The 21,998-nt window shown below is 59.2% G+C and carries 22 protein-coding genes and 1 pseudogene; 14 read left to right on the top strand and 9 right to left on the bottom strand.

Going from position 1 to position 21,998, the window contains the following annotated elements:
- Positions 1 to 71: 71 nt before the first annotated feature.
- Positions 72 to 899 (top strand): hypothetical protein, encoded by an 828-nt coding sequence (locus tag HX866_RS08720; RefSeq protein WP_177139041.1) that lies wholly within the window; start codon positions 72 to 74, stop codon positions 897 to 899.
- Here HX866_RS08720 and HX866_RS08715 read toward each other — a convergent pair.
- The gene (locus HX866_RS08715; protein WP_177139039.1) at positions 883 to 2,085 is read right to left on the bottom strand and encodes an NAD(P)/FAD-dependent oxidoreductase; all 1,203 of its coding nucleotides are present in this window, start codon (positions 2,083 to 2,085) and stop codon (positions 883 to 885) included. The two genes, HX866_RS08720 and HX866_RS08715, sit on opposite strands and share 17 nt — an antisense overlap.
- 289 nt (positions 2,086 to 2,374) lie before the next feature.
- On the opposite strand from HX866_RS08715, the gene HX866_RS08710 reads away from it, so the two are divergent.
- The 4 genes and pseudogenes from HX866_RS08710 (at position 2,375) to HX866_RS08700 (ending at position 6,007) form a co-directional block, all read left to right on the top strand.
- Positions 2,375 to 2,944 (top strand): RrF2 family transcriptional regulator, encoded by a 570-nt coding sequence (locus tag HX866_RS08710; RefSeq protein WP_177101783.1) that lies wholly within the window; start codon positions 2,375 to 2,377, stop codon positions 2,942 to 2,944.
- 133 nt (positions 2,945 to 3,077) lie between these two features.
- A pseudogene (locus tag HX866_RS34710) lies at positions 3,078 to 4,211 on the top strand (HAMP domain-containing protein); the annotation flags it as partial.
- Between the two features lie 144 nt (positions 4,212 to 4,355).
- Positions 4,356 to 5,069, top strand: coding sequence for a methyl-accepting chemotaxis protein (locus tag HX866_RS34705; RefSeq protein WP_371319239.1), 714 nt, complete (start codon positions 4,356 to 4,358; stop codon positions 5,067 to 5,069).
- A gap of 17 nt (positions 5,070 to 5,086) precedes the next feature.
- Positions 5,087 to 6,007: a substrate-binding domain-containing protein gene (locus tag HX866_RS08700; RefSeq protein WP_177097922.1), complete on the top strand. Its 921-nt coding sequence runs from the start codon at positions 5,087 to 5,089 to the stop codon at positions 6,005 to 6,007.
- A gap of 46 nt (positions 6,008 to 6,053) precedes the next feature.
- Here the strand turns inward: HX866_RS08700 and HX866_RS08695 are convergent, their stop codons facing one another.
- Positions 6,054 to 7,280: an MFS transporter gene (locus tag HX866_RS08695; protein ID WP_177097921.1), complete on the bottom strand. Its 1,227-nt coding sequence runs from the start codon at positions 7,278 to 7,280 to the stop codon at positions 6,054 to 6,056.
- A 301-nt stretch (positions 7,281 to 7,581) separates the two neighbouring features.
- Here HX866_RS08695 and HX866_RS08690 point away from each other — a divergent pair, with 301 nt between their 5' ends.
- The 6 genes from HX866_RS08690 to xylB all read left to right on the top strand — a co-directional run bounded on the left by HX866_RS08690 (position 7,582) and on the right by xylB (position 14,546).
- Positions 7,582 to 8,205 carry a dTMP kinase gene (locus HX866_RS08690; protein WP_177139035.1) on the top strand — a complete coding sequence of 208 codons (624 nt, stop codon included), beginning with the start codon at positions 7,582 to 7,584 and terminating at the stop codon, positions 8,203 to 8,205.
- Between the two features lie 210 nt (positions 8,206 to 8,415).
- Positions 8,416 to 9,960, top strand: coding sequence for a sugar ABC transporter ATP-binding protein (locus HX866_RS08685; RefSeq protein WP_177139033.1), 1,545 nt, complete (start codon positions 8,416 to 8,418; stop codon positions 9,958 to 9,960).
- A 57-nt stretch (positions 9,961 to 10,017) separates the two neighbouring features.
- Positions 10,018 to 11,007, top strand: coding sequence for an ABC transporter permease subunit (locus HX866_RS08680; RefSeq protein ID WP_177139031.1), 990 nt, complete (start codon positions 10,018 to 10,020; stop codon positions 11,005 to 11,007).
- Between the two features lie 63 nt (positions 11,008 to 11,070).
- Positions 11,071 to 12,012: an ABC transporter substrate-binding protein gene (locus HX866_RS08675; RefSeq protein WP_177101789.1), complete on the top strand. Its 942-nt coding sequence runs from the start codon at positions 11,071 to 11,073 to the stop codon at positions 12,010 to 12,012.
- A gap of 25 nt (positions 12,013 to 12,037) precedes the next feature.
- Entirely contained in the window at positions 12,038 to 13,036 is a 999-nt protein-coding gene (locus HX866_RS08670) for a LacI family DNA-binding transcriptional regulator (RefSeq protein ID WP_177097916.1), read from the top strand.
- Between the two features lie 19 nt (positions 13,037 to 13,055).
- A complete protein-coding gene (xylB, locus tag HX866_RS08665; protein ID WP_177139029.1) occupies positions 13,056 to 14,546 on the top strand; it encodes a xylulokinase in 1,491 nt (496 codons plus the stop codon).
- A gap of 252 nt (positions 14,547 to 14,798) precedes the next feature.
- On the opposite strand, the gene HX866_RS08660 is transcribed toward xylB, so the two are convergent.
- Positions 14,799 to 15,353, bottom strand: coding sequence for a hypothetical protein (locus HX866_RS08660; RefSeq protein WP_371319228.1), 555 nt, complete (start codon positions 15,351 to 15,353; stop codon positions 14,799 to 14,801).
- Positions 15,354 to 15,456: 103 nt separating this feature from the next.
- Here HX866_RS08660 and HX866_RS08655 point away from each other — a divergent pair, with 103 nt between their 5' ends.
- Both HX866_RS08655 and HX866_RS08650 read left to right on the top strand, forming a co-directional pair.
- Entirely contained in the window at positions 15,457 to 16,335 is an 879-nt protein-coding gene (locus tag HX866_RS08655) for an AraC family transcriptional regulator (protein WP_256344856.1), read from the top strand.
- 91 nt (positions 16,336 to 16,426) lie between these two features.
- The gene (locus tag HX866_RS08650; protein ID WP_177139025.1) at positions 16,427 to 16,882 is read left to right on the top strand and encodes a metallophosphoesterase family protein; all 456 of its coding nucleotides are present in this window, start codon (positions 16,427 to 16,429) and stop codon (positions 16,880 to 16,882) included.
- 197 nt (positions 16,883 to 17,079) lie between these two features.
- Here the strand turns inward: HX866_RS08650 and HX866_RS08645 are convergent, their stop codons facing one another.
- The 3 genes from HX866_RS08645 to HX866_RS08635 all read right to left on the bottom strand — a co-directional run bounded on the left by HX866_RS08645 (position 17,080) and on the right by HX866_RS08635 (position 18,832).
- Positions 17,080 to 17,421: a DUF6124 family protein gene (locus tag HX866_RS08645; protein WP_177139023.1), complete on the bottom strand. Its 342-nt coding sequence runs from the start codon at positions 17,419 to 17,421 to the stop codon at positions 17,080 to 17,082.
- 377 nt (positions 17,422 to 17,798) lie between these two features.
- On the bottom strand, positions 17,799 to 18,206 hold the full coding sequence (locus HX866_RS08640; RefSeq protein ID WP_177139021.1) for a hypothetical protein: 408 nt from the start codon (positions 18,204 to 18,206) through the stop codon (positions 17,799 to 17,801).
- A gap of 311 nt (positions 18,207 to 18,517) precedes the next feature.
- A complete protein-coding gene (locus HX866_RS08635) occupies positions 18,518 to 18,832 on the bottom strand; it encodes a DUF7693 family protein (protein ID WP_177097910.1) in 315 nt (104 codons plus the stop codon).
- 178 nt (positions 18,833 to 19,010) lie between these two features.
- On the opposite strand from HX866_RS08635, the gene HX866_RS08630 reads away from it, so the two are divergent.
- Positions 19,011 to 19,832: an NADPH-dependent oxidoreductase gene (locus HX866_RS08630; protein WP_177101796.1), complete on the top strand. Its 822-nt coding sequence runs from the start codon at positions 19,011 to 19,013 to the stop codon at positions 19,830 to 19,832.
- Positions 19,833 to 19,985: 153 nt separating this feature from the next.
- On the opposite strand, the gene HX866_RS08625 is transcribed toward HX866_RS08630, so the two are convergent.
- From HX866_RS08625 to HX866_RS08615, 3 genes are all read right to left on the bottom strand, one after another.
- On the bottom strand, positions 19,986 to 20,723 hold the full coding sequence (locus HX866_RS08625; RefSeq protein WP_177139019.1) for a nitroreductase family protein: 738 nt from the start codon (positions 20,721 to 20,723) through the stop codon (positions 19,986 to 19,988).
- 67 nt (positions 20,724 to 20,790) lie between these two features.
- Positions 20,791 to 21,669 (bottom strand): arginase family protein, encoded by an 879-nt coding sequence (locus tag HX866_RS08620; RefSeq protein ID WP_371319227.1) that lies wholly within the window; start codon positions 21,667 to 21,669, stop codon positions 20,791 to 20,793.
- 89 nt (positions 21,670 to 21,758) lie between these two features.
- Positions 21,759 to 21,947: a hypothetical protein gene (locus HX866_RS08615; protein ID WP_177097907.1), complete on the bottom strand. Its 189-nt coding sequence runs from the start codon at positions 21,945 to 21,947 to the stop codon at positions 21,759 to 21,761.
- Between the last annotated feature and the right edge of the window lie 51 nt (positions 21,948 to 21,998).

Below are 21,998 nucleotides of genomic sequence, written 5' to 3'. Positions count from 1 at the left end.
GCGGTGGTGTTTTCTGTTTCAAGGCAAAACCTTGTTCATCCTGCCTGACGTTGTTAATCAATGGAGTCGTTATGAGTCAATTATCCGGTCCGGTTTTCAGCCTGCACTACATTGGCCTCAACCTGAAAAAAGGCGTGACGGCCGAGCACTTCGAAAACTTCGTGCGTGAGCGCGGTGTCGGGATCCCGGCTTATCCGGGCTGGCAGTGGACCTTGTTGAAAGGGCTGCGCGGCGAGAGGGAAAATCAGTACCTGATGCTCCATGAAGCACCTGGCGCCGAACAGTACGCCCAGTACATTGACCGCAACGGCGACCAGACCGTCCAGGCGCAGGCGTTCTGGCGCGATCATCCGCAGGCACAGGCGCTGATTGCCGAGTGGAAAACCTTCTCGACCTTTGCCGAGCTGCCGACGATTTTCTCGCACTATTCACAAGTGGCCGAGAACAACAACAGCTCGCTGCCGGAAGGCCCCAACTACCAGGCCGCTCCTGGCCAGAAACCGCTGGCCCGGGTGGTGGGAATCCACAACCTGGCCCTGCGCTCCGGCGTGGCGGCAGACACGTTCGAGCAGTTCATCACCGACAATATTCAGCGGATCGAAGACTATCCGGGCTGGAAGTTTCACATGCTCAAGGGGCAAGGCGGCAGCCGCCTCGACCAATACGCTGTGATGCTGGAGATTGAAAGCCTGGACTCCCTCAACTCCTTTCACCCGGAACTGGACGTCTCAACGGAAAAAGCCCTGACATTCGTCCGCGAGCACCCGGAAAGCGAGCGCATGTACGACGAATGGCGTGAACTGGCTTCTTTCTCCGGTGCGCCGCAGCTCTACACCGACTACATCACCATTGCCGGCAACGACGGATCCGCGGACGGGAATATCAAGCGATTGGAATGAGAGGGTCTGCTGCTGCCCATGCCAATTCAGGGGTTGCCGCGGGAGGGTAAATCCATACCGTGTTGATTTGTGTTTTCAGCGACTTGGCTTCTTCCTTGACCAGTTTTACCTGGCGATCCCAGCCTTCCGTATAAACCGCGCCCCACCCGCCAAGGTCCAGGCAGGTCACGTATTTCGGTTGGCGATACGGTGTGGCGTCAACCCCGAGGATCTGTGCGGCAACGTTATTGCCGGCAAAGCGCCCCAGCATAATGGCGTGCTGGCACGTCATAAGGGCGCGGTTGCCGAGATCGTCGGTGGCCGCGTAGGCCACATCGCCGGTGGCAAAAATATCCTCCTGCCCAATCACTTTCAGATTGGCGTCTACATGCAGGCGGCCCAGGGAGTCACGCTCCCCCGGGATCTGCTCTGTCAGGGCGCTGGCTCGCACCCCGGTGGTCCAGACCACGGTTTTGGCTTCGATGTGCAGACCGTTGTCCAGAGTGACGCCGTTTTCATCAACGGCCACGACCGACGCCCCCAACTGCCAGTGGACGCCCAGCTTTGTGCTGGCCTCAGCGATGGACGTGCTGATTTCCGCGCCCATGGAGACTCCGACCTTTTCGCCACGATCAACAATGATCACGTTGACATCGGCATCCTCACCCAGGACAGCACGAAGGCGGGCTGGCATCTCAGCCGCCGTTTCGATGCCGGTGAAGCCGCCGCCCGCCACCACGACGGTATTGCGAGCCTTGCTTTGCGGCTGATGTGCCAGCGATTTGAGATGGTTTTCCAGGCGAACGGCTTGTTCGATCTGATCAACATTGAAGGCATGCTCTGCTACGCCTTGGATGCCCGGCATGGCGAGTCGACTGCCGGTAGCCAGAACCAGCTTGTCGTAGCGACAGGACAGTTTCATACCGCTGGCATCGACGTACTCGACGCGTTTTTGCTGCACATCGATGGACTCTGCGGCGCCCTTGATGAATGTGACGCCCACCGCACTCAACAGGTCGCCGATCGGTGCAGACAGCAGATGAGCGTTCTGCTCGTAGAAGCGCGGACGTATGCGCAGCTCGGCTTGAGGAGCAAGGACGCTGACTTCGACGTCATTGTGGCCATGGAGGTTGAACAGGCGCGTGGCGCTGAGTGCCGACCACATCCCACCAAAACCTGCGCCAATGACCAAAATGTGCTGCTTCATTTTTAACTCTCCGCTGGAAAAAAAGGTTTTGCCTAGCCCCATGAACCTTCGTTGAGTCAGCTCATGTGGACTCGATAACTACGACAATATTGGTCGCCGTTAACAAAGGCAAGGGATTTTTCTGTGCAGTACCTCGTCGGTCAGCTGAGAATCGGAGCGGAGATCCATCAAGAATTTCCAGGTTTAAAGGGGTTAACCGCTGAAAATTGGCAGGGGAGTGCTGTACCCGCACCTTGTCGAAAACGGTGAAAATCGATATATTCGGCGATTGAATTTGTCGGAGATACCCATGTCTCTATACAGCGCTGGTGTTGAGTACGGCATTCACTGCCTGATTTTTCTGGTAGGACCTGGCGGGGACACCCGCGAAGCGAGTGTTCGTGATCTTGCCGAGTTGCAAGGTGCGCCCCAGGACTATCTGGCAAAAATCTTCACCAAATTGGCGAAAGCAAAACTGGTGGTGGCGACTGAGGGCATACGCGGTGGGTTCAAGCTGGCGCGCCCCGCTGACGAAATAAGCGTCCTGGATATCGTCAGGGCAATTGACGGCCAGAAGCTCATTTTCGATTGCCGCGAGATTCGTGGGCGTTGTGCTCTTTTCGAAGGCTCCCCCCCTCCATGGGCACTGGAGGGCGGTTGCGCGGTGCATGTCGCGATGATGACCGCACAAAGCCGGATGGAAGAAGCCCTGGCTCAACAAACCATCCTTGATCTCGCCCGGAAACTCGGACGAAAAGCGCCGGCGAACTTCCCCGTTCAAGTGGATACCTGGATCAATGATCGGCGGGAAAAGAAATTCGGATCGGCGGCGATAACCGATGAAAGTGCGGTCATCATTGCGACCGATACAACTGATTAGGCGTTGATAAGGCTAGCGGCGTCTAAAGTTGACCATAGCCACGCCGATAGCCTTCCAGGTCACCCCGAAACCGGCAGGATTCGTGCGCTGCGCAACGCGTGCTCGAGTCAGTACAAAAATAAAGAGGATAGCCATGACCATTCTTCAACGAGTGATTGGCGGGTTTGCCGTGTTGTTGGTGGTGTTGCTCACCATGGTGGGTATCAGCTATCGAAGCACCCATTCGATCAGCGAACGCTTGACGATTATCACCGGCCAATCTGCACCCTTGAGCCGGGCGGCCAGCGAGCTTTACGTTCATATCCTCAGGGCCAATCAGGCACTGTTGGCTGTGCTTATCAGCAACGACCCCAAGCAGATCGACGACGGCAAGCAGCCGTTCAACGACAGCCTGGTGCGCTTTACCCAATTGCTCGAGAGCATTCCGACCTACATCGGCGATCACCCGCAGCTACGCGACAACCTGGCTCAACAACGCCAGCTCAGCGCGGCGTATGTCGAACAGGCCCAGAACCTGATGGCAACCCATCGCCAGTATGTGGCGCAAGTTGCCCAGACCCAGGAGCTGCAAGGTTACAGCAGCAGCCAGGGCGTCCAGCTGACCAGCTATCTACGTGACTATATCGCCCGTGAGCGCAGTGCCGGTGCCGGTGCCGATGAACAGCTGGCCGCCGCAGAGAAGCTGTTGCTGGAAGTCAATAAATCCTACGACAGCCTGGCCGCCAACGCCGCCAAGCCGGATATCGTGACCTTGCAGCGCCTGCTCAACTTGCAGGACGAGGTGGTCAGCTCGCGGGTCCAGGCGTTTTTGGCGGTTGACCCCAGGGTAGGGCGCATCGTCGCGGTCATGGTCAACCGTTTGCTCAACGACCTGACCGGCAGCGATGGGCTGTACCGTGCGTTTCAGCAGCAAGCGACCCTGGCCGACCATGTTCGCGAACAACGCCAGGCGACGGAAGCCGCTCTGCAGGCGACCCTGGACAAGATTGGCGAGTTTGGCGGCCAGTCTCTTGACGTCGCCAGCGCGGCGAAAAGCGATGCTGACGTCACCATCAGCAACAGCCTCAGCCTGCTGTTGATCGTCTGCGTGCTGGCGGTGTTGGCTGCCGTGGTGATCGGCACCTGGGTGGCCTTCAGCCTGCGTCGACCGCTGGCGGCCTTTCGCGAGGTGTTGAAGCAGCTTACCCGGGGCGACATGCGGGTGCGCTTCGATGTCAGTCGCAAAGATGAATTCGGTGAACTCGGCGGCTACCTCAACGAACTGACCCAATCCTTGCAGACCACCTTCCGTGAGCTGATCGGCTCCGCCGATACCCTGGCCCAGTCCGCGAGCGACAACGCGGTGGTCAGCGAGCAGACCACGCGGGTCGTCGATGAACAGAAAGATCGCCTGCATTCCGCCGCTTCGGCGATGACCGAGATGGAGAGTACCGTCGAAGAAGTCGCGCGACGGGCACAGGACACCCGTAGCGCGGTGGACGACACCAGCGAACTGACCCACAAGGTGCAGCAGCGAGTGGCCGAGACGATCGTCAACATCCGCCAGCAGGCCGAGCAAGTGAACAAGGCCTCGGCGGTCACCGACGAACTGCAGAAATATGGCCAGAACATCGACAGCATCGTTGATGCGATTCGCACCATTGCCGAACAGACCAACCTGTTGGCGCTCAATGCGGCCATTGAAGCGGCCCGTGCCGGCGAGCAAGGCAGGGGATTTGCGGTGGTGGCTGACGAAGTGCGCTCCCTGGCCAGCCGCACCCAGGCCTCGACCAGCGAAATCCAGGAAATGATCGGCCAGATGCAGGGCAAGATCCATTCTGCCGTACAGGTGATGAACGAAAGCCAGGCGCAATCCAACACCTGCGTCACCTTGGCCTCAGGCGCCGATGAATTGCTGGTGGCCATGGGCGAGGCGGTGGGCACCATCCGCGACATGAACATTCAGATCGCTGCCGCCACCGAGGAACAGAGTGCCACGGTGCAGGAAACCAGCCGCATGGTTACCCAGATCAACGACTCCGCCCAACAAGCCGCCGAGGGCGCCGAGCGTACGGCCAGCAGCAGCCAGGGCCTGTCGGACATGGCCAAGGTGCAGCGCGAGCTGCTCCATCATTTCAGCGTATGACGCCGGGGAGACCGAACATGAAACAGTGGTTAACGCTTGCCTTGGGTCTCAGTTTCCTGACGGCCGGCCTGGCCCAGGCCGCCACGCCGCTATTGGGTGTGGCCATGGCCAAATACGATGACAACTTCCAGACCATCCTGCGCAATGGCGTGCAGAAACACGCCGCCGTGCTGGATGCCGATATCTTCATGGAGGATGGCCATGACAGCACCGAGTTGCAGATGCGCCAGTTTCGCAACCTGGTCAATTCCAAGGTCGACGCGATAGTCGTTGCCATGGTCAATGCCAAGAGCGCCCCTGAGATGCTGCGCTTGGCCAGTGCGGCGAAAATCCCCCTGGTGTTCGTCAACCGTAATCCGACCCCCGACAAATGGCCGGCGCAGACGGCATTCGTCGGTTCCGACGAGGTGGAGTCCGGCACGTTGCAAATGGAAGAACTGGCCCGCCGTGCCAACTACAAGGGCAACGTGGTGATCCTGGTGGGGGACCCGAACAACAAGTCCTCGCTGATGCGCACCGAAGACGTGGAAAAGGTCGTCGCTAAATACCCGAATATGAAAGTGGTGCAGAAGAAGGTCGGTAACTGGGAGCGTAGCCAGGCGGCAGCCATTGTTATCGACTGGGTCAAGTCGGGCCTGGACTTTTCGATCATCGCCGCCAATAACGATGAGATGGCCATTGGCGCGATCATGGGGCTGGAAAAGGCGGGTAAAAATGCCAAGGACTATTGGGTCGGTGGCATTGATGGGACCCCAGATGGCTTGAAACTGATGGCCGACGGCAAGATGGCCGTGAGTGTGTTCCAGGACGCCATCGGCCAGGCGAATGGCGCGGTGGAGGTTGCATTGCGCCTGGCCCGGGGCGAGAGCCTCGATTCACCGCTGATCTGGGTGCCGTTCAAACTGATCACTCCAGAGAATCGCCAGCAGTTCGAATGATAAGCCATGCCAAGGGACTGAAATAAATCAGTCCCGCTTCTGTGGGTTAGGCGGGTTGGGCCGCCAGGCTATTACTGACGTTGCGCCCCAGCACCAGCACCGTGACAAAACCGCAGCCCACCAGGGCCGTCGCCAGACTCAACAGCACCGAGCTGCCCAGTTTGTCGACGATCTGCCCACCAAAGAACGAGCCCAAGGCAATGATCACCTGGAACAAGGCGACGAAGAGTGGCATGCCGCGTTCCACATCCTTGGGTGCTACGACAAACATCCAGATGCTGGCGCAGGCCGGGAAGGCGCCGAAGGCGAAGCCCCAGAGCGCAATCAGCATCGCGGCGCCCGTCATGCCGGTGGCGAAGTAGGGAAACAGGGCGGTGCTGGTGCCGATCATCAGGGCCACCAGCAACAGGGTATGACGTACGCTGCGGTTGGCGGCAAAACCGGCGAAAATATTCCCCATCACCCCGGCCACGCCATAGAGCAGCAGCATCGAGCCAATCGTCGGCCCGTCGAAGCCGGCGCTTTGTTTGAAGAAGGGCGCGACATAGGTGTATGCGGCAAAATGCGCCAGGCCAATCAGCAATACCGCGATCAAGCCAACCCGAGATTGTGGATTGATAAACAAGGCCGGCAGGTCGCTGATGCGAATGGCCTTTTCCGGGGTGAGCCGCGGTAGCAGGAAGATCTGCGCCAACAGCACCGGTACGCCCATCAGCGCGGTGACCAGGAAAGTCATGCGCCAGCCCATCAGGCCACTCAGCCAGGTGCCCACGGGCACACCCAGTACGGTGGCCAATGTCACACCCACCATGATGATCGAGGTGGCCTGGGCCACGCCGACTCCCTTGGGGGCCAGGCGGCCGCTGAGGGCAATGGCTGTGGCCCAGAAACCGCCGATACTGATGCCCAGGAGTACGCGACCAAACAGCAGCAGACTGAAGTCGCTGGCGTAGGCCACGACCGAGTTGGCGATGATCATGATCAGCGTCAGGCCGATCAGCAGATAACGACGGTCCATGGCGCCAATGCCAACAGACAGCAAGGGCGCGGCGAGGGCGGCCATGATGCCGGGCAGGGTCACCATCAGCCCGGCGTGGCCGGCACTGATACCCAGGTCACTGGCGACGTCGTTGAGTACGCCCACCGGGAGAAACTCACTGGTCACCAAGGCGAAAGCACCCACGGCGACCGAGAGAATCGCCAACCACTGCTGTTTGACGCTCTGTTGGTTATGTTCGGGAAGACCGCGAGGGGCCTGGCTTGCGCTGGACATGGTGTTGAGTTCCGGGGGAGTTTCGCCTGAAGCCAGACGGGAGGGAGAAAGTGGAGGCGATTATAGGAATCGGTTTTGGCAACCCTATAGGCCGGCCCTTCGATAGTAATCATCAGTGCAATCGATAAGACGCCCGAAGGAGAGCCTCGGCCTTTGACCGACCTGTGCCTGCCGGCTGTCGTTGCCCTTGATGCTAAAGTACCGGTTCATAAGGCTCCCTCCACTCGATTCGCGTCGTCGCGCTCAGCGGCTCCAGCAAACGAACAGGGCAAAAAAACGTAGATCAATCGATATGTGAAGAATGAATCGTCCGTTGTTTGTTTCTCTCGATGGGCCCAAGGGCGTCGGCAAAACCACACTGTTGGAGGCCGTTACGAAAGCACTGAGGGCAGACAACAAGAAGGTGATCCGGCTTTGCGAGAGCAAAAGCGATCCCGATAGGGGCGAAACCATGGCCCTGGTCAATCAACTCGTCAGAAATCCCACCCGGGATCTGGAGTTGAGGGTGTGCGAGCGTCTTGCTGATAGCCGTGCCTGGATCTCCCAACACGTGCTGGCTAAACAGCCACCCGACAGCATCATCCTGATCGATCGCTGGTACCCATCCGATGCAGCATTTCGCCGGATCGTCCCGTTTGCAGAAATTCTACAGTTGAACATCGATCGAAACGTGCGCGTGCCAGATCTGCATGTCGGGGTTGTCACCGCGCCCGATCTTTCATGGGCGAGAGCCGCGGCACGACGGCGTGGGTTGAGCAGTACCGTGCTCCTTAAGCTGGAAGAACATATCGCTTGTACCCAGGCGTTCGAGCGAGCGATTGCAGATCACGGCTGGGTTTTATGCCGTAATGAAGGAGCGGTCGAAGACGCAATGATGCAGGTGATTTCCGAGGTCTATAGAGCCCTCGCCATTTCCGCTAGGTGAAACGTTTCATCTTTCACAAAAATGCCGACGCAAGCGCTTGCGTAATCAAATTGATCTGACTAGAGTCTTTTTCAACCAGGTCAACTGACGCCCCTCGGCGGTCGTGATCCAGGTACAACAATAAAAAAGCTCGGGGTTAACCATGGACACCTTTCCTGGCCAGATCATCCGTCTTGTGTTCGTGCTCGCCGATGAAGCGAGGCCTCGCCCATGAGCGCCCAACCAGCTCCTGCTCCCATTCTTGAAATGCACGGGATCTCCAAGACCTTCAACGGCCTACGCGTGCTAAAAAGCGTCGGGTTGAAAGTCTATGCCGGTGAAATCCACGCCTTGATGGGGGAGAACGGTGCCGGGAAGTCGACGCTGATGAAGATCCTTTCGGGTGCGTACCTGGCCGATGACGGCGGCGAAATTCGCATCGACGGCCAACGGGTCACCCGCTACGATCCGCGCGCGGCCAAAGCCCACGGCATCGCGGTGATCTATCAGGAGTTGAGCCTGTGCCCGAACCTGAGCGTGGCTGAAAACATCTATCTCGGTCGTGAACTGCGGCGCGGCTGGACCATCGATCGCCACGCCATGGAGGTTGGCTGCCGTGAAGTGCTGGTGCGCCTGGGAGCCGACTTCAAGCCCAATACCCAGGTCAGTACGCTGTCCATCGCCGAGCGCCAGTTGGTCGAAATTGCCCGGGCGCTGCATGCCAACGCGAAAATCCTGGTGATGGACGAACCCACGACGCCCTTGTCGTCACGGGAGACGGACCGCCTGTTTGCGTTGATCAAGCAGCTGCGCACCCAGGGCCTGGCGATTATCTATATCAGCCATCGGATGGCCGAGATCTACGAGTTGTCGGACCGCGTGTCGGTGCTGCGCGACGGTGAGTATGTCGGCGTGCTGGAGCGCGACGCTTTGTCGGCCGAGGTGCTGGTCAGAATGATGGTGGGGCGGGACCTTTCCGGGTTCTATAAAAAGGAACACGCCGCCTATGACCCGGGCGCCGTGGTGATGCGGGTACGCGATATGGCGGACGGCAAGCGCGTGCGCCCATGCAGTTTCGATCTGCATACCGGTGAAGTGCTGGGTATCGCGGGGCTGGTCGGGGCGGGTCGTACCGAACTGGCACGGATGATCTTTGCCGCCGACCCACGTGTCAGCGGCACGCTTGAAGTGGCGGGCAAAACGGTGACGCCCTTGCGCCACCCCACCGATGCGATTCGTGCCGGTGTGGTCTACCTGACCGAAGACCGCAAGGCCCAGGGCCTGTTCCTGGACATGAGCGTCAACGACAACATCAACGTCTGTGCCTGTGTCCCGGATGCCTATGTCGGCGGTGTCCTGGACCGCGCGAATGGCGCGCAACGAGCGCTGGCCGCGATCCAGTCGCTGTCGATTCGCGTCGCTTCGGGCAAGGTGAGTGTTGGTGCGTTGTCCGGCGGCAACCAGCAGAAGGTTCTGCTGGCGCGCCTGCTGGAAGTCAAACCGCATGTACTGATACTCGATGAGCCCACCCGGGGCGTGGACATCGGCTCCAAATCGGAAATCTACCGAATCATCAACACGCTGGCCAAGGCCGGTGTCGGCATTGTGGTGATCTCCAGCGAGTTGCCGGAAATCATCGGCACCTGTGATCGGGTTCTGATCATGCGCGAAGGCCAGTTGGTGGCTGAAGTCGGCGGAGCATCCGGCCAAGAGATTTCCCAGGAAGTGATTATCGACCTGGCCATCGGCGGCGAACAGATGGCCGCGCCCGTCTGATTCCAGGCATCGGCAAACGCACCTTCATCAACAATAAAAACAGTGGAGACGAACGTTATGGGGCTGACCCTGGATAACCCGGTGACGACGGTGCTTGGCAAACGCGAGCAGCTACGTCAACTGATGCGCACGGTCGGCATGTTGCCAGTGCTGATCCTGTTGCTGGTGGGGTTCGCCCTGGCGAGCGAGAACTTCCTGACCTTGCAGAACCTGTCGATCATCACCCAGCAGGCGTCGGTCAATGTGGTGCTGGCCGCGGGCATGACGTTCGTGATCCTCACCGCCGGCATCGACCTGTCGGTAGGGGCGATCCTCGCGGCGTCGGCGGTGGTGGCGCTGCAAGCGTCGATGTCGCCGCAATACGGCATGCTCGGAATCTTTGCCGGCGTTGGCTTCGGCTTGTTGCTGGGGCTGGTCAATGGAGGGCTGATCGCGTTCATGCGTTTGCCGCCGTTTATCGTGACCCTGGGTGCCTTGACCGCAATGCGCGGGTTGGCGCGTCTGCTGGCGGATGACAAGACCGTCTTCAACCCTGACTTGCCTTTTGCCTTTATCGGCAACGATTCGATCCTCGGTGTCCCGTGGCTGGTGGTGATCGCGGTGACGGTGGTCGGTCTCTCCTGGTTCATCCTGCGGCGCACGGTGATAGGCGTACAGATCTATTCCGTGGGCGGCAATCCGGAAGCGGCGCGGCTGTCCGGAATCAAGGTGTGGAAAGTCCTGCTGTTCGTCTACGCCCTCTCTGGCGCCCTGGCGGGGCTGGGCGCGGTGATGAGCGCGTCGCGGCTGTTTGCCGCCAACGGCCTGCAACTGGGGCAATCCTATGAACTCGATGCCATCGCGGCGGTAATCCTCGGCGGCACCAGCTTTACCGGCGGGGTGGGCACCATCGGCGGCACCCTGATCGGTGCTCTGATCATTGCCGTGTTGACCAATGGCCTGGTGCTGCTCGGCGTGTCGGATATCTGGCAGTACATCATCAAGGGCATCGTCATCATCGGGGCGGTGGCGCTGGATCGCTATCGCCAGTCGGGTGCCCGCACCTGAATTCACCGTCTGTCCTCGATCACCGATTCCAAAAGCGCCACCCATAATCACAAGAGAGCCAACATGAACTTCAAACGTATCTTCCCCGTTGTTGCCACCCTGAGCCTGGCTGCATTGTTGTCCCAAGGCGTCGAGGCCCGAGAACTGAAATCGCTGGGTATCAGCCTGGGGTCGTTGGGCAACCCATATTTCGTGACCCTGGCCGACGGCGCCAAGGCCAAAGCGCTGGAACTGAACCCAAATACCAAGGTCACCTTGGTGTCGGCCGACTATGACCTGAGCAAGCAATTCACCCAGATCGATAACTTCATTTCGGCGGGCGTGGACCTGATCCTGCTGAACGCGGTTGATCCGTCGGCCATCGAGTCCGCCATCAAGAAAGCGCGCAAGGCCGGGGTTGTGGTCGTAGCGGTGGACGTCAATGCCAAGGGCGTGGATGCCACCATACAGACCGACAACGTCGAGGCCGGGAAGCTGGCGTGCCAGTTCATCGTCGACAAGCTTGGCGGCAAGGGCAATGTCATCATCGAAAACGGCCCGCAAGTCACTGCGGTGACCGACCGTGTCACAGGGTGTAAAACTGCTCTGGTGGCAGCGCCGGGGATCAAGGTGCTGTCCGATGACCAGGATGCCAAGGGCTCTCGTGAAGGTGGGCTCAATGCGATGCAGGGCTACCTGACACGCTTCCCGAAAATCGACGGACTGTTCGCCATCAATGACCCGCAGGCCATCGGCAGTGACCTGGCGGCCAGGCAACTGAAACGCAGCGGCATCATCATTACGTCCGTCGACGGCGCACCGGATATCGAGAACGCCTTGAAGACCGAGTCGTTGGTACAGGCCTCCGCGAGCCAGGATCCGTGGGCCATGGCCCAGCAGGCCGTGATGATCGGCAATGACCTGCTCAACGGCAAACCACCAGCCCAGGCGCTGACCTTGCTGACACCGAAGCTGATTACCCGCGACAATGTCGGTTCTTACACGGGCTGGTCCAGCAAACACTGAGTCGATAAGGGGAGGGTAGCGCGCTGTGGTGACCATGGAGGATGTGGCAAAAATTGCGCAGGTGTCGGCCTCGACCGTCTCCCATGTGCTGAACGGCACGCGCAAGGTCAGCCCGGCCACGGTGCACGCAGTAGAAGCGGCGATCCAGGAACTGGGCTACATCCCGAACACCCTGGCCCGTTCACTGGCGCGCTCGCGGACCCACACCATTGGCGTGGCGATCTCGGCCCTCTCCAACCATTATTTCAGCGAGACCGTGCACGCGATTGAAACCGAGTGCGCCAAGCACGGCATCATGATGCTGTACGTCGATACCCATGACGATCCCGAGCAGGAGCTGCGCGTGGTCAAGGCCCTGCACCATCGCCGGGTCGACGGGATCCTGCTGGCCCCCTCCACCGGGTCGCAGCCTCTGGCCCTGGCGTATCTGCAAACCAACGATATTCCGGCGGTGTTGGTAGATCGCCTGGTTGCCAAGGGTTTCGATCAGGTCGGGGTCGAGAATCTCCAGTCGACCCAGGCGCTGGTGGCCCACCTGATCGAACATGGACATCGGCGCATCGGCTTCATTGCCGGACGTGCCGGGTTCAGCACCACCGATGAAAGGGTCGAGGGCTACAAAGCGGCATTGCGGGCGGCGGGTTTGCCCTTTGACCCGATGTTGCTGGTCGATGGGGGTTCGAACAGTGAACCGGCTCGACAGGCCACCGGGCAATTGCTGCTACTGGACACGCCGCCCACGGCGATCATGGCTGCCAACAACCTCATGACCCTGGGGGCGATGCATGCGTTGCGTGACGCGAACATCAACGTCCCCGGGCAAATGGCGCTGGTCGGTTTCGATGACTTCGACTGGGCCGATTTCTTTCTCCCACGCCTGACCTTGATCGCACAGCCGGTCAAAGAGCTGGGGGCTCGTGCGGTCAACTTGCTGCTCAAGCGGATTGAGTCTCCCGCGAGTAGAAAGCAGACGGTGCACCTGGCACCCACGTTGCAAATCCGCCATTCGTGCGGTTGTCCTTGATCAGTGGAAGTGAATGTTTATGAGCAGCGCTGTTTCCCTTGGAATTGATCTCGGCACATCGGAGCTCAAGGCGATCTTGCTGGACGAGAGCGGAACCGTGCTGGCCCATGCGGGTGTCCGCCTGACGGTTTCGCGGTTGCACAGCGGATGGTCCGAGCAGGATCCGCAGGATTGGTGGCAGGCCTGTCTCAGTGCCCTGGAGCAATTGCGACTCGGTCAACCGCAGGCATACGCACGCGTCGGCTGTATCGGCTTGTCGGGGCAAATGCATGGCGCGGTACTGCTGGGCGATGATGATCGGGTGTTGTATCCGGCGATTCTCTGGGACGACTCACGGGCCGCTGCCGAGGCCGAGGCGCTGGCCCGGCAGTACCCCGCGTTTGCCGAAGCCACCGGCAGCCTGCCGATGGCGGGACTGACGGCGCCCAAGTTGTTGTGGTTGCGCGAGCATGAGCGGCAGGTGTTCGAGGCCATTGCCTGTGTCTTGTCGCCCAAGGATTACCTGCGGCTGAAATTGAGCGGCGAACGTATCAGTGATGTCTCGGACGCGGCCGGGACATTGTGGTTGGAGGTGGCGAAACGGGCGTGGTTCGAACCCATGGTGCGTGCCACCGGGCTTGAGCCAGCGCAGATGCCCAGGCTGGTCGAGGGTGGTTCGGCCAGCGCGGATCTAAGTGCTGCCGCGGCCATACAACTGGGCTTGCCTGCTGGCGTGGTGATCGCCGGGGGAGGAGGGGACAACCCGGTTTCGGCGGTCGGCATCGGAGCCATCAATGCGGGCGATGCCTTTATCACGCTGGGCACCAGTGCCGCCATCGTCGCAATCACCGATCACGCCGCGGGCAATCCTGCCAGTGCCGTGCACAGTTTTTGCCATGCGTTGCCGAACCGCTGGTACACCATGGGTGCGATGCTTGCGGGCGCCAGTTGCTTGCGTTGGGCCACGCGCCTGTTGGGGGCTGCCGATGAACAGACGCTGTTGCAGCAAGTACAGGCCGCGTTACCGATGGGGCAGTCGGTGCCCCTGTCGACCCCGTTTTTCCTACCTTATCTCGCAGGTGAGCGCACACCGCACAATGATCCGTTGCTGCGGGGTGGTTTCATGGGCCTGGGCCACGACTGCACCCCGGCGATGCTGGGTTATGCCGTACTGGAAGGCGTGGGCTTTGGGCTGCTTGATGCGATGAATGCGGTGCAGTCGGCGGGTGCGACGGTCGGGCGTTGCGCGCTGGTCGGCGGCGGAGCGCGTAGCGAGTATTGGGCGCAGTTGCTGGCCAATATCCTGCAACGGGAAATTTTTACGCTGTACGGCAGTGAACTCAGCGCCTGTATCGGGGCCGCCAAGCTGGGTTTTGTGGCGTGCGGGAAGGGGGGGGATTTATTGCTGGCGGGGATGCCGGTCAAGGCGCAGTATTTTCCGGATATTGAACAACAGGCGGTGTTGCGGGAGCGGTATCGGAGATTTCAGGGACTGTTGTCGGCGGCGAAGGCGTTTTGCAGAATTGAGTAGACGTCGGCCAAGGCGTCTTCATGGTTGTGGTGCCCACGTATTGCGCAATTGCCCGAGGACGATGCGCAGCGCGGACTTCCGGGAGCCTCGCCTGAGCAAGTGGATGGACTGCTGGCAGCCACGGCGCTACAGCTGAGCACCGATGAGCTGGAAGAGATTCATCCCAATTTGTCTCAAGGCATGGGGACCAATCGGTATGTCGACCGAAAAGGTAAGACTGTCCCATAGTGATGACTCCCGAAAGCTGAACACCTAGTGCTGGATCTCCACTGCGCTAGCGGCGCCCCGTGATATTTGTGCCCGTCGTTTGCGCAGGTAAAAAATCTGCGCTGTTACGCCGATGATCAACGTGATGAGCAGGAAGGCTTGCGCGCCCTTCAGGAGTGGCGAATTCAAATCCGTGACCATGGGGTGGCCATCGGGAACGCGACGCAAAGTCTCAGTGACGGTCGGCACCATCAGCAGAAAGGCCGTCAAGCTCAGAAGGACGGTTTCGATGTAAACGATCGCACGTCCCAGCGGGCGAACGTAGCCGACTGCGTAACCGGCCAGCAGTAGCACCAGCGTGACAACACCGATCACGTAGCTGACCGGCTGATGAGCGACCAGAAATACGGTGACGGCACCGATGATCATCGACGCCAGGTAAATCAAGCCTGGCGAAGACCGGGGAACGATCCGCCCGTAACGGGCGAACATGTAGGCTGCGACGGGAATGGCCGGCAAGCTGCCGAGGGTGTGGACCCAGCCAAGGGACGATATCCCGAACATATCAATATTTCCTTCTGATGATTGGATGATCGGCACAAGCGATGTCCCTCCGCACAAGTCCGTCTTGGCTACTGATGGGCGGCCTGGAGCGCTTTACCATTGACGTGTAGGCTATTGAAAATACGGCAAGGCGGACATGATGGAATCGCTCGAAAACTTGACCATTCTTCCGGAGATGCAGCTGGAGGGGCTTGCGGCGGGAGATCTGTTATCTCAGGTACTGGCACAGATTCGTCTCACTGGCGATTGTGTTTATTCCTGCGTGCTGGGGGCTGGAGAGCCGCTTGAGCTGGAGGAGCGATCTGCGCACGTTTGTGTGCTCAAGCAAGGACAGTTGCAGGTTGATAGCGCTGAAGAGCAGGGGGCGAGGGTAGAACAGGGCGATGTCTTCCTGTTGCCACGCAATGCCCCTGGATTGCGGATTACTGCGGGCGGGGCGCCGGCGACAGTGATCGTCTGCCGGTTTTGGTTCGATGCCAGCAGTTCTCAAGCGATGCTCTTTGCCTTGCCCTGGATGATTCATATCGAACAGATCGAGGCTGCGCCCTGGGCTGAAGGCCTGCTGCATTTCATGCTGCTTGAGGCGGATGACGTACAGCCTGGCGGCGCATTGATGGTTTCGCGCCTGATTGACCTGGCGGTCATTCGCATCTTGCGAACCTGGGTTCATCAGGGGCAGGCTTCCGGGTGGTTGGGCGGGTTATCAGATGGCCGGATAGCTCGGGCTTTGAAAGTGATTCACGAGCAGCCAAAGCAGCAATGGCGCATTGATGCGCTGGCGAAGATTGCCGGCATGTCACGGTCCAGTTTTTGCGAACGCTTCAGCGCCCTGGTAGGCCGCTCACCCCTGCGTTATCAAAACGAATGGCGCTTGATGCTGGCAAGAACCCTGTTGTCGAAGCAAAACTGCCGCGTAGGAGAAGTAGCTTTCACTATCGGCTATGAGTCAGAAGCGGCCTTCAGCCGCGCCTACAAGGCTTTTTTCGGGCGCAGTCCTCGTGATGATCATAAGGCCTGAGACCAACAATGAAGGGGCGGGGCGTCGGTGTCTGCCTTTGGCTGATATCGTTACGCGGTCTTACGGTGCTTGATCCTGTTTTGGAACGAACATGAAAATTGGCGTCATTTCCGACACCCACGGCTTGCTCCGTGCTGAAGCCGTCGCCGCCTTGCAGGGATGTGCGCGGATCATCCATGCGGGTGACATCGGCAGGCCTGAGGTGCTTGATCAACTGGCGGCTATCGCACCACTGATTGTTGTGCGCGGCAATAACGACCAGGACATACCCTGGGCGGAGCATTTGCCTGATCGTCTGCGGTTCGAGCTGAATGGATGGCAGACGTTGTTGGTACATGACATTGCCGATGTGCCGGCCGTGCTGGATGGGGAGGTCAGGCTGGTGATCACCGGTCACTCACACAAGCCGCTCATACAGTGGCGCGATGAGACCTTGTATCTCAACCCAGGAAGCGCAGGCCCGCGGCGTTTCAAGCTGCCGGTGACGCTGGCGATTCTTGAGATGTTTGAAACTTCAATCGCCCCCCGCCTGATCTCGCTACTGTGATGATCGAAAACGGGAGGCTGTACAGCCCCTTGTAGGAGCGAGCTTGCTCGCGATGGACGTTAACGATAACGCAGCATTTTCTGGACGAATGCGGCGCCCTCAAATCCATCGCGAGCAGTCGACCGGCTGCGCCTACAAAATCGCCTTAACTGACTGATATTAAGGCTTGGCCTCCCGTTGTTCGGCGTGTCACCTGGTCAGCCGTTGACGGCCCACTTGTCCAGTACCGAGTCCATCCTCAGTTTCGCCAACTCGATCAGGTGAACCACACCCATTGCCACCTTGCGGTTCGAACCGGTTTGGTTGTCGGCGTGCTCATAGGCCGTGGCCGCCGCCGATTGCAGAATTGAGTAGACATCGGCCAGGGTGTCTTCCTGATGTCCGGGTTCGGGTCGAGGGTCTGGCAGCGTTGTGCTATGGACGGGTTTCGAATCGGCATCTGGACCGAGGTTGTAGTGAGACAAGGCCCGGTCGACGATACGAGGGTCGATGGTCTCGACGTGGTTTGTTGCAGGGGGATTGGGGGTTGCTTTGAACATTGCGAAACTCCGATATGTAATGGAGCTGTCACCGTTCGCTTGCACGCGAATGAGGGTGGCAGCCGTACGCAGGTGTGCAAGACCGGGCATATCGGACCCCGGCAGACTCGAAAGTCTCCTGCGCACGGCCACCATGAAGCAGGAATCGCAGGCACAAAGCCCCTCGATGCAGCTTGCTTGATGGCGCGTGAGCACCGATATGAACGGACTTGCACGTCCGTGTCATCAGCAGGGTGATGACGAAGTCGAGACTATCCGCAACATTCGGCTCAAACAAGCGCCCGGGATTTTCTAGGAAATTTCAGTCAATGGAAAGGGAGTTGTCTCGCAAGTTGTTGAAATGAGCGGCCTCTGTCTCCCACCGTAGCAACCTGAGTTCAGATGGACTCAAGGATTTCCTTGCGGCGTACCAAGTACTCACTGTCATCAATCAGATTGCGGTTTTTGAGGGACAGAAGCTTCTCCAAGCGTGCTTCGGTATCGTCTGGAGCGGAGGGAGCCGGCTGGCTTACCGGAAACTCCGATGCACCAGAGCAAGCGGCGTTGATATCGTTCATCAGCGCGACCTCGTCGAAAACGGTCCGCCCCTTCTTGTCGCGCATAAGATTGGAATATGCACGTCCCAATGCCAGCGTTTGCTGACGCAGATCTGCATTTCGAGGGTCAGTTTTGAGATGGGTCAACGATGCCTGATATGCCTTACGAGCTTTAGTTTTCGCCTTCTGCTGAGCCCACACCATGAAGAAAAGAAGGGCAATTACAACAACCAAAATGAACCCAAGCATATCGATAGTCCTTTATTTAGCGCAGTAATATCTGCGACCCTGATGATACTACATTGCCATCTTGACCATCCAGTATGCGCATAGTGGGGTGATCTCGTCTGGATTCTATGGTGAGGGCTAAACCTCCTGACTTTGCCGGTACCGCGAACAAACGGCTCAACGCATTGCTGTCTGCGAACGTCAATTGCGCGCGCTTGCCGCTGGTGTGCTGGGCACTGATCAGCATGGCATTGCTGTAAACGACCGCTCCGGTCGGCATCACGACAGTCGCAGTAGAGGAGGGGTCAACGACGAGATGCCCGAGATGGGAACTACGCGGCACTCAACAGCTTTTCGAGCTGTGCGTACTCCCAGGTGCTCAACAGCTCAATCGGATCGGTACCGAAGCGCTGCATCGAGTCAAATATATACACGCGGCCGTCTGGGCTGTAGCAACTGTCGCAGTAATCCAGCGTGTCGCAATCGTTGTACAGGGTGATGACCCAGCCATCCGTTTCCACAGTCATCTGCCCGCAGTAAATTTCTGCCCATGACTGCGTACCTAGCCGGTGCATGGTACGAACACCCAAGGCAATGTCGCGAAGCACTTGGTAGGTTTCGCGGGCGGTGAGAGGTTGTGCTGACAAACGATCTCTTCCTGTGTGAGATGTCGGGGGCTCGGATCGGAGGAAGTGGCGTGTGCGACTCTGCGCCAGGCTGTGCTGATCTGGCCGAGACTAAGGGCATGGTAAATGAAACTTCCCGTGTCAGGTGTGCCACGCCCGGCACGATTTGGTAGTCTCGGTCTCCTTTTGGAGATCTCGCATGACCGCCAACTCCCAGCCGAAACTGGCCGCTCGCTATGGCGCACCGGACATTGCGCCGCTTAGGCAATGGAACGAAACCCTGGATCAACTGCTCGACCATCGAAGTGTTCGGGCATTCACTGACCAGGCTCTGCCTGAGGGCACGATCGAGACGCTGGTCGCCGCCGCGCAGTCTGCGTCAACGTCCTCGAACCTGCAGGTATGGAGTGTCGTGGCGGTTCAAGATGGTGAGCGAAAGAATCGCCTTTCGGCACTGGCAGGCAATCAGGCTTATATCTGCCAGGCGCCGCTGTTCTTCGTGTGGCTTGCTGACCTCTCCAGGGTTTCGCGGATTGCCGAACATAGCGATGCGGAGCTGGAGGCGCTGCCATACCTGGAGAGCCTCTTGCTGGGGACGATTGATGCCGCCCTGGCGGCTCAAAACGCCGTAGTCGCTCTTGAGTCGCTGGGCCTCGGAAGCGTGTACATCGGTGCCATCCGCAACGACATCGAAGGCGTCGCCCAAGAGCTCGAATTGCCGCCGCAGGTCTACCCGGTCTTCGGGTTGTGCGTTGGGTACCCGTCGACAGATCGCCCGGCCAAGGTGAAGCCGAGATTGCCCCAGCGCGCAGTCCTTCACCATGAAACCTATTCGGCGGCCGGCGAGGAGGGCGTTCTCGCAGAATATGATGAACGCCTGGGTGCGTTCTATCAGCGTGAAGGCATGAAGGCCTCCGGGTGGTCTGAGCAGGTCATCAATAGGCTGCGAAGAGTGTCGAACCTGCATGGGCGCGAGGAGCTGGTTGAGGAGCTGAAGCGGATGGGGTTCGGACTGCGTTGAATAGCTCCTCGGGCCACTTGCAGGGATGAGTGTGGCTATCAGGGCATCCAGCGACAGTTCAGCGAGCAGAAAATGCAGGAATTGCTCGCGTTGCTCGACGACCTGAAGAAGATCAAGCCTTAATTCTCGAGCCCCGCGGGCATTGCGGTGACGTTATTGCGTGTCGATACCAGCGCTAAGCATGTCCTGCTTCAATTCCAGGCGGTAGTTTCGCGCGTAATAACTGGCGATGCTTTCAGACCACGCCTGACCATCCACACGAGCTGATGCCTGCCAGTGCGCAAGCAGTTGTTCGTCATAGGCTGCGACCGACTGCACGATGGCTGTACGGTTGTAGCTCTCGTCGTGCCGGAATGTCGACATCGGCAAACGCGGCTTGCGCGGGTTACCGATGTCGGCATGCCCCAGTGCCACACCTACCAGCACCATGCTTTGCTCAGGCAAACCCAGCAACGCGCCCATCGAGGCGGTATTGGCCCGCACGCCGCCGATAGGCACAGTACCGAGGCCAAGCGAGCGTGCAGCCGTGAGGATCGCGCCGAGGATGATACCGGCATCGGTACTGGCGGCAATCGTACCTTCGATGTGCTGATGGATGACCTGAGTGGCTCCCGCCACTTCAAGCGCCACTGCCGTTTTATGGAAGTCGACGACAATCGCGAGGAACACTGGGGCATCGGCGATCCAGGGCTGGCCGCCGCACAGTGCTGAAATGCGTTTTCGGGTTTCTGGGTCTTTAACGACAATGACCGAGTTGTGCTGCGCATTGGCCGAACTAGGCGCGCGTTGTGCACAAAGGATGATCTCATCCAGAACGGCATTATCGATAGCCTGATCGATAAAACTGCGATCACTGCGGTAGTCTTTCAAGAGCAAGGTGGTTTCATTCATTCGTGGTTCTGGCCTGGCAGGTGCGTCGGATTGTCTGATGGATACAGAGGGGAAGGGACACTCGCCGTCAATCCGGCGTACCAATCAGCGGTAGTTTTTCCAGCATGTTCTTGAGCGCCAAAGCGTCCCATGGCAGGTGTTCGGCGACGCCCAGCCCCACTACGTCGACGACTTTCGAGACATCACTGATCAACCGGATAATGGTAGCCATCGTCACACGACCTTGCGCCACACCGTCGTACTGGTTGTCAGGGATGCCAGGTTCTGCAAACAAGACCGAGCGGAAGAACGTGGCGTCCAGCACATCAAGATCGATATGAATGGCCAGGTGACGGGCACCGCTGTCCTTGAGCCATTGCAGCACCGAGGCACTACTCTGGGCGATCTCGGCAGGACCGGAAATGCGCAGCCCCAAGCGGTTGATCACTTCGACCTCATTAGCCAGCAGGCTGTGCACGCCGGCGTACATGACGTTGGCGGGCTTGATCGGACGCTTCACGGCCTGAGTAAAATCAGCATCGCCTTCGCCCATCAGGTTGCCGAGCACCATCGCATGGGCGTGCGGGAATTCATTAGGGGTCATGACGTCCGGATGCGAGTCGATCCAGAGCACCGCCAGTTCGCCGTCGTAGCGCTCATTGAGATAGGCGAACGGCGCCAAGTCCACGAGGCAGTCGCCACCGAGCACGACCATCCGGTCAGGCTGGTGTTTATCGATGATCTTGCGCGCATCGGCCAGTTGCTTGAGCAGCACGGCACGCCCGACGATGCCATCCTCCATCGCGAGCGCCTGTCCATCGGGCTCTGCGACATCGACCTGCTCAACGGGGCCGCTGGTTTTTGGCATCAGCCAGTTGAGCATTTGCGCGCCGAAGAAGTAGGGCGGGTTGTTGCCGCCTTGCCATTGAGGGAATAGCAGTCTCAGGGTTTTATCGGCTTGGGTCACGGTCTGCTTCCTTGAAAATGAGGGTTGAATGGCGTGGATCAACGCGTGAGTACCACGCCGTTCATATGCGCCGAGGTACTCAGCGGGTGTCAGACGACCACCAAGGGCGCAGGCGCGCTTTTCTGCGACTCGGCGGCGAAGATGGACAGCGTCACCAGGGCCAACGCGATACCGTCGGTAAGGTGCAGTTGTTCCGAGTAAAAAAGGATCGAGAAATGGGTAATCTTCTTGCAGGTTCGGTTTAGCGCAGAACGCGCACCGATTTCTGTACAACTCACAGCGAACGCTCACTGAGCGTTATCGCGGGTTGCAGGGTGATGATGGGAGTA

It is taken from the genome of Pseudomonas gingeri, assembly GCF_013386165.1.
In the GTDB taxonomy this organism is placed as follows: Bacteria; Pseudomonadota; Gammaproteobacteria; order Pseudomonadales; family Pseudomonadaceae; genus Aquipseudomonas; species Aquipseudomonas gingeri_C.
The sequence above is the reverse complement of the archived record's forward strand: the minus strand, read 5'-3'. Positions and strand labels throughout refer to the sequence as shown.

Excerpts from the sequence above, each read along its gene's own strand:
- HX866_RS08715 (WP_177139039.1), bottom strand. The coding sequence starts at position 2,085 with ATGAAGCAGCACATTTTGGTCATTGGCGCAGGTTTTGGTGGGATGTGG.
- HX866_RS08645 (WP_177139023.1), bottom strand. The coding sequence starts at position 17,421 with ATGTTCAAAGCAACCCCCAATCCCCCTGCAACAAACCACGTCGAGACC.
- HX866_RS08680 (WP_177139031.1), top strand. The coding sequence starts at position 10,018 with ATGGGGCTGACCCTGGATAACCCGGTGACGACGGTGCTTGGCAAACGC.
- HX866_RS08685 (WP_177139033.1), top strand. The coding sequence starts at position 8,416 with ATGAGCGCCCAACCAGCTCCTGCTCCCATTCTTGAAATGCACGGGATC.
- HX866_RS08625 (WP_177139019.1), bottom strand. The coding sequence starts at position 20,723 with ATGAATGAAACCACCTTGCTCTTGAAAGACTACCGCAGTGATCGCAGT.
- HX866_RS08655 (WP_256344856.1), top strand. The coding sequence starts at position 15,457 with ATGGAATCGCTCGAAAACTTGACCATTCTTCCGGAGATGCAGCTGGAG.
- HX866_RS08650 (WP_177139025.1), top strand. The coding sequence starts at position 16,427 with ATGAAAATTGGCGTCATTTCCGACACCCACGGCTTGCTCCGTGCTGAA.
- HX866_RS34705 (WP_371319239.1), top strand. The coding sequence starts at position 4,356 with ATGACCGAGATGGAGAGTACCGTCGAAGAAGTCGCGCGACGGGCACAG.
- HX866_RS08690 (WP_177139035.1), top strand. The coding sequence starts at position 7,582 with ATGAATCGTCCGTTGTTTGTTTCTCTCGATGGGCCCAAGGGCGTCGGC.
- HX866_RS08720 (WP_177139041.1), top strand. The coding sequence starts at position 72 with ATGAGTCAATTATCCGGTCCGGTTTTCAGCCTGCACTACATTGGCCTC.
- HX866_RS08695 (WP_177097921.1), bottom strand. The coding sequence starts at position 7,280 with ATGTCCAGCGCAAGCCAGGCCCCTCGCGGTCTTCCCGAACATAACCAA.
- HX866_RS08700 (WP_177097922.1), top strand. The coding sequence starts at position 5,087 with ATGAAACAGTGGTTAACGCTTGCCTTGGGTCTCAGTTTCCTGACGGCC.
- HX866_RS08640 (WP_177139021.1), bottom strand. The coding sequence starts at position 18,206 with ATGCTTGGGTTCATTTTGGTTGTTGTAATTGCCCTTCTTTTCTTCATG.
- xylB (WP_177139029.1), top strand. The coding sequence starts at position 13,056 with ATGAGCAGCGCTGTTTCCCTTGGAATTGATCTCGGCACATCGGAGCTC.
- HX866_RS08710 (WP_177101783.1), top strand. The coding sequence starts at position 2,375 with ATGTCTCTATACAGCGCTGGTGTTGAGTACGGCATTCACTGCCTGATT.
- HX866_RS08630 (WP_177101796.1), top strand. The coding sequence starts at position 19,011 with ATGACCGCCAACTCCCAGCCGAAACTGGCCGCTCGCTATGGCGCACCG.
- HX866_RS08675 (WP_177101789.1), top strand. The coding sequence starts at position 11,071 with ATGAACTTCAAACGTATCTTCCCCGTTGTTGCCACCCTGAGCCTGGCT.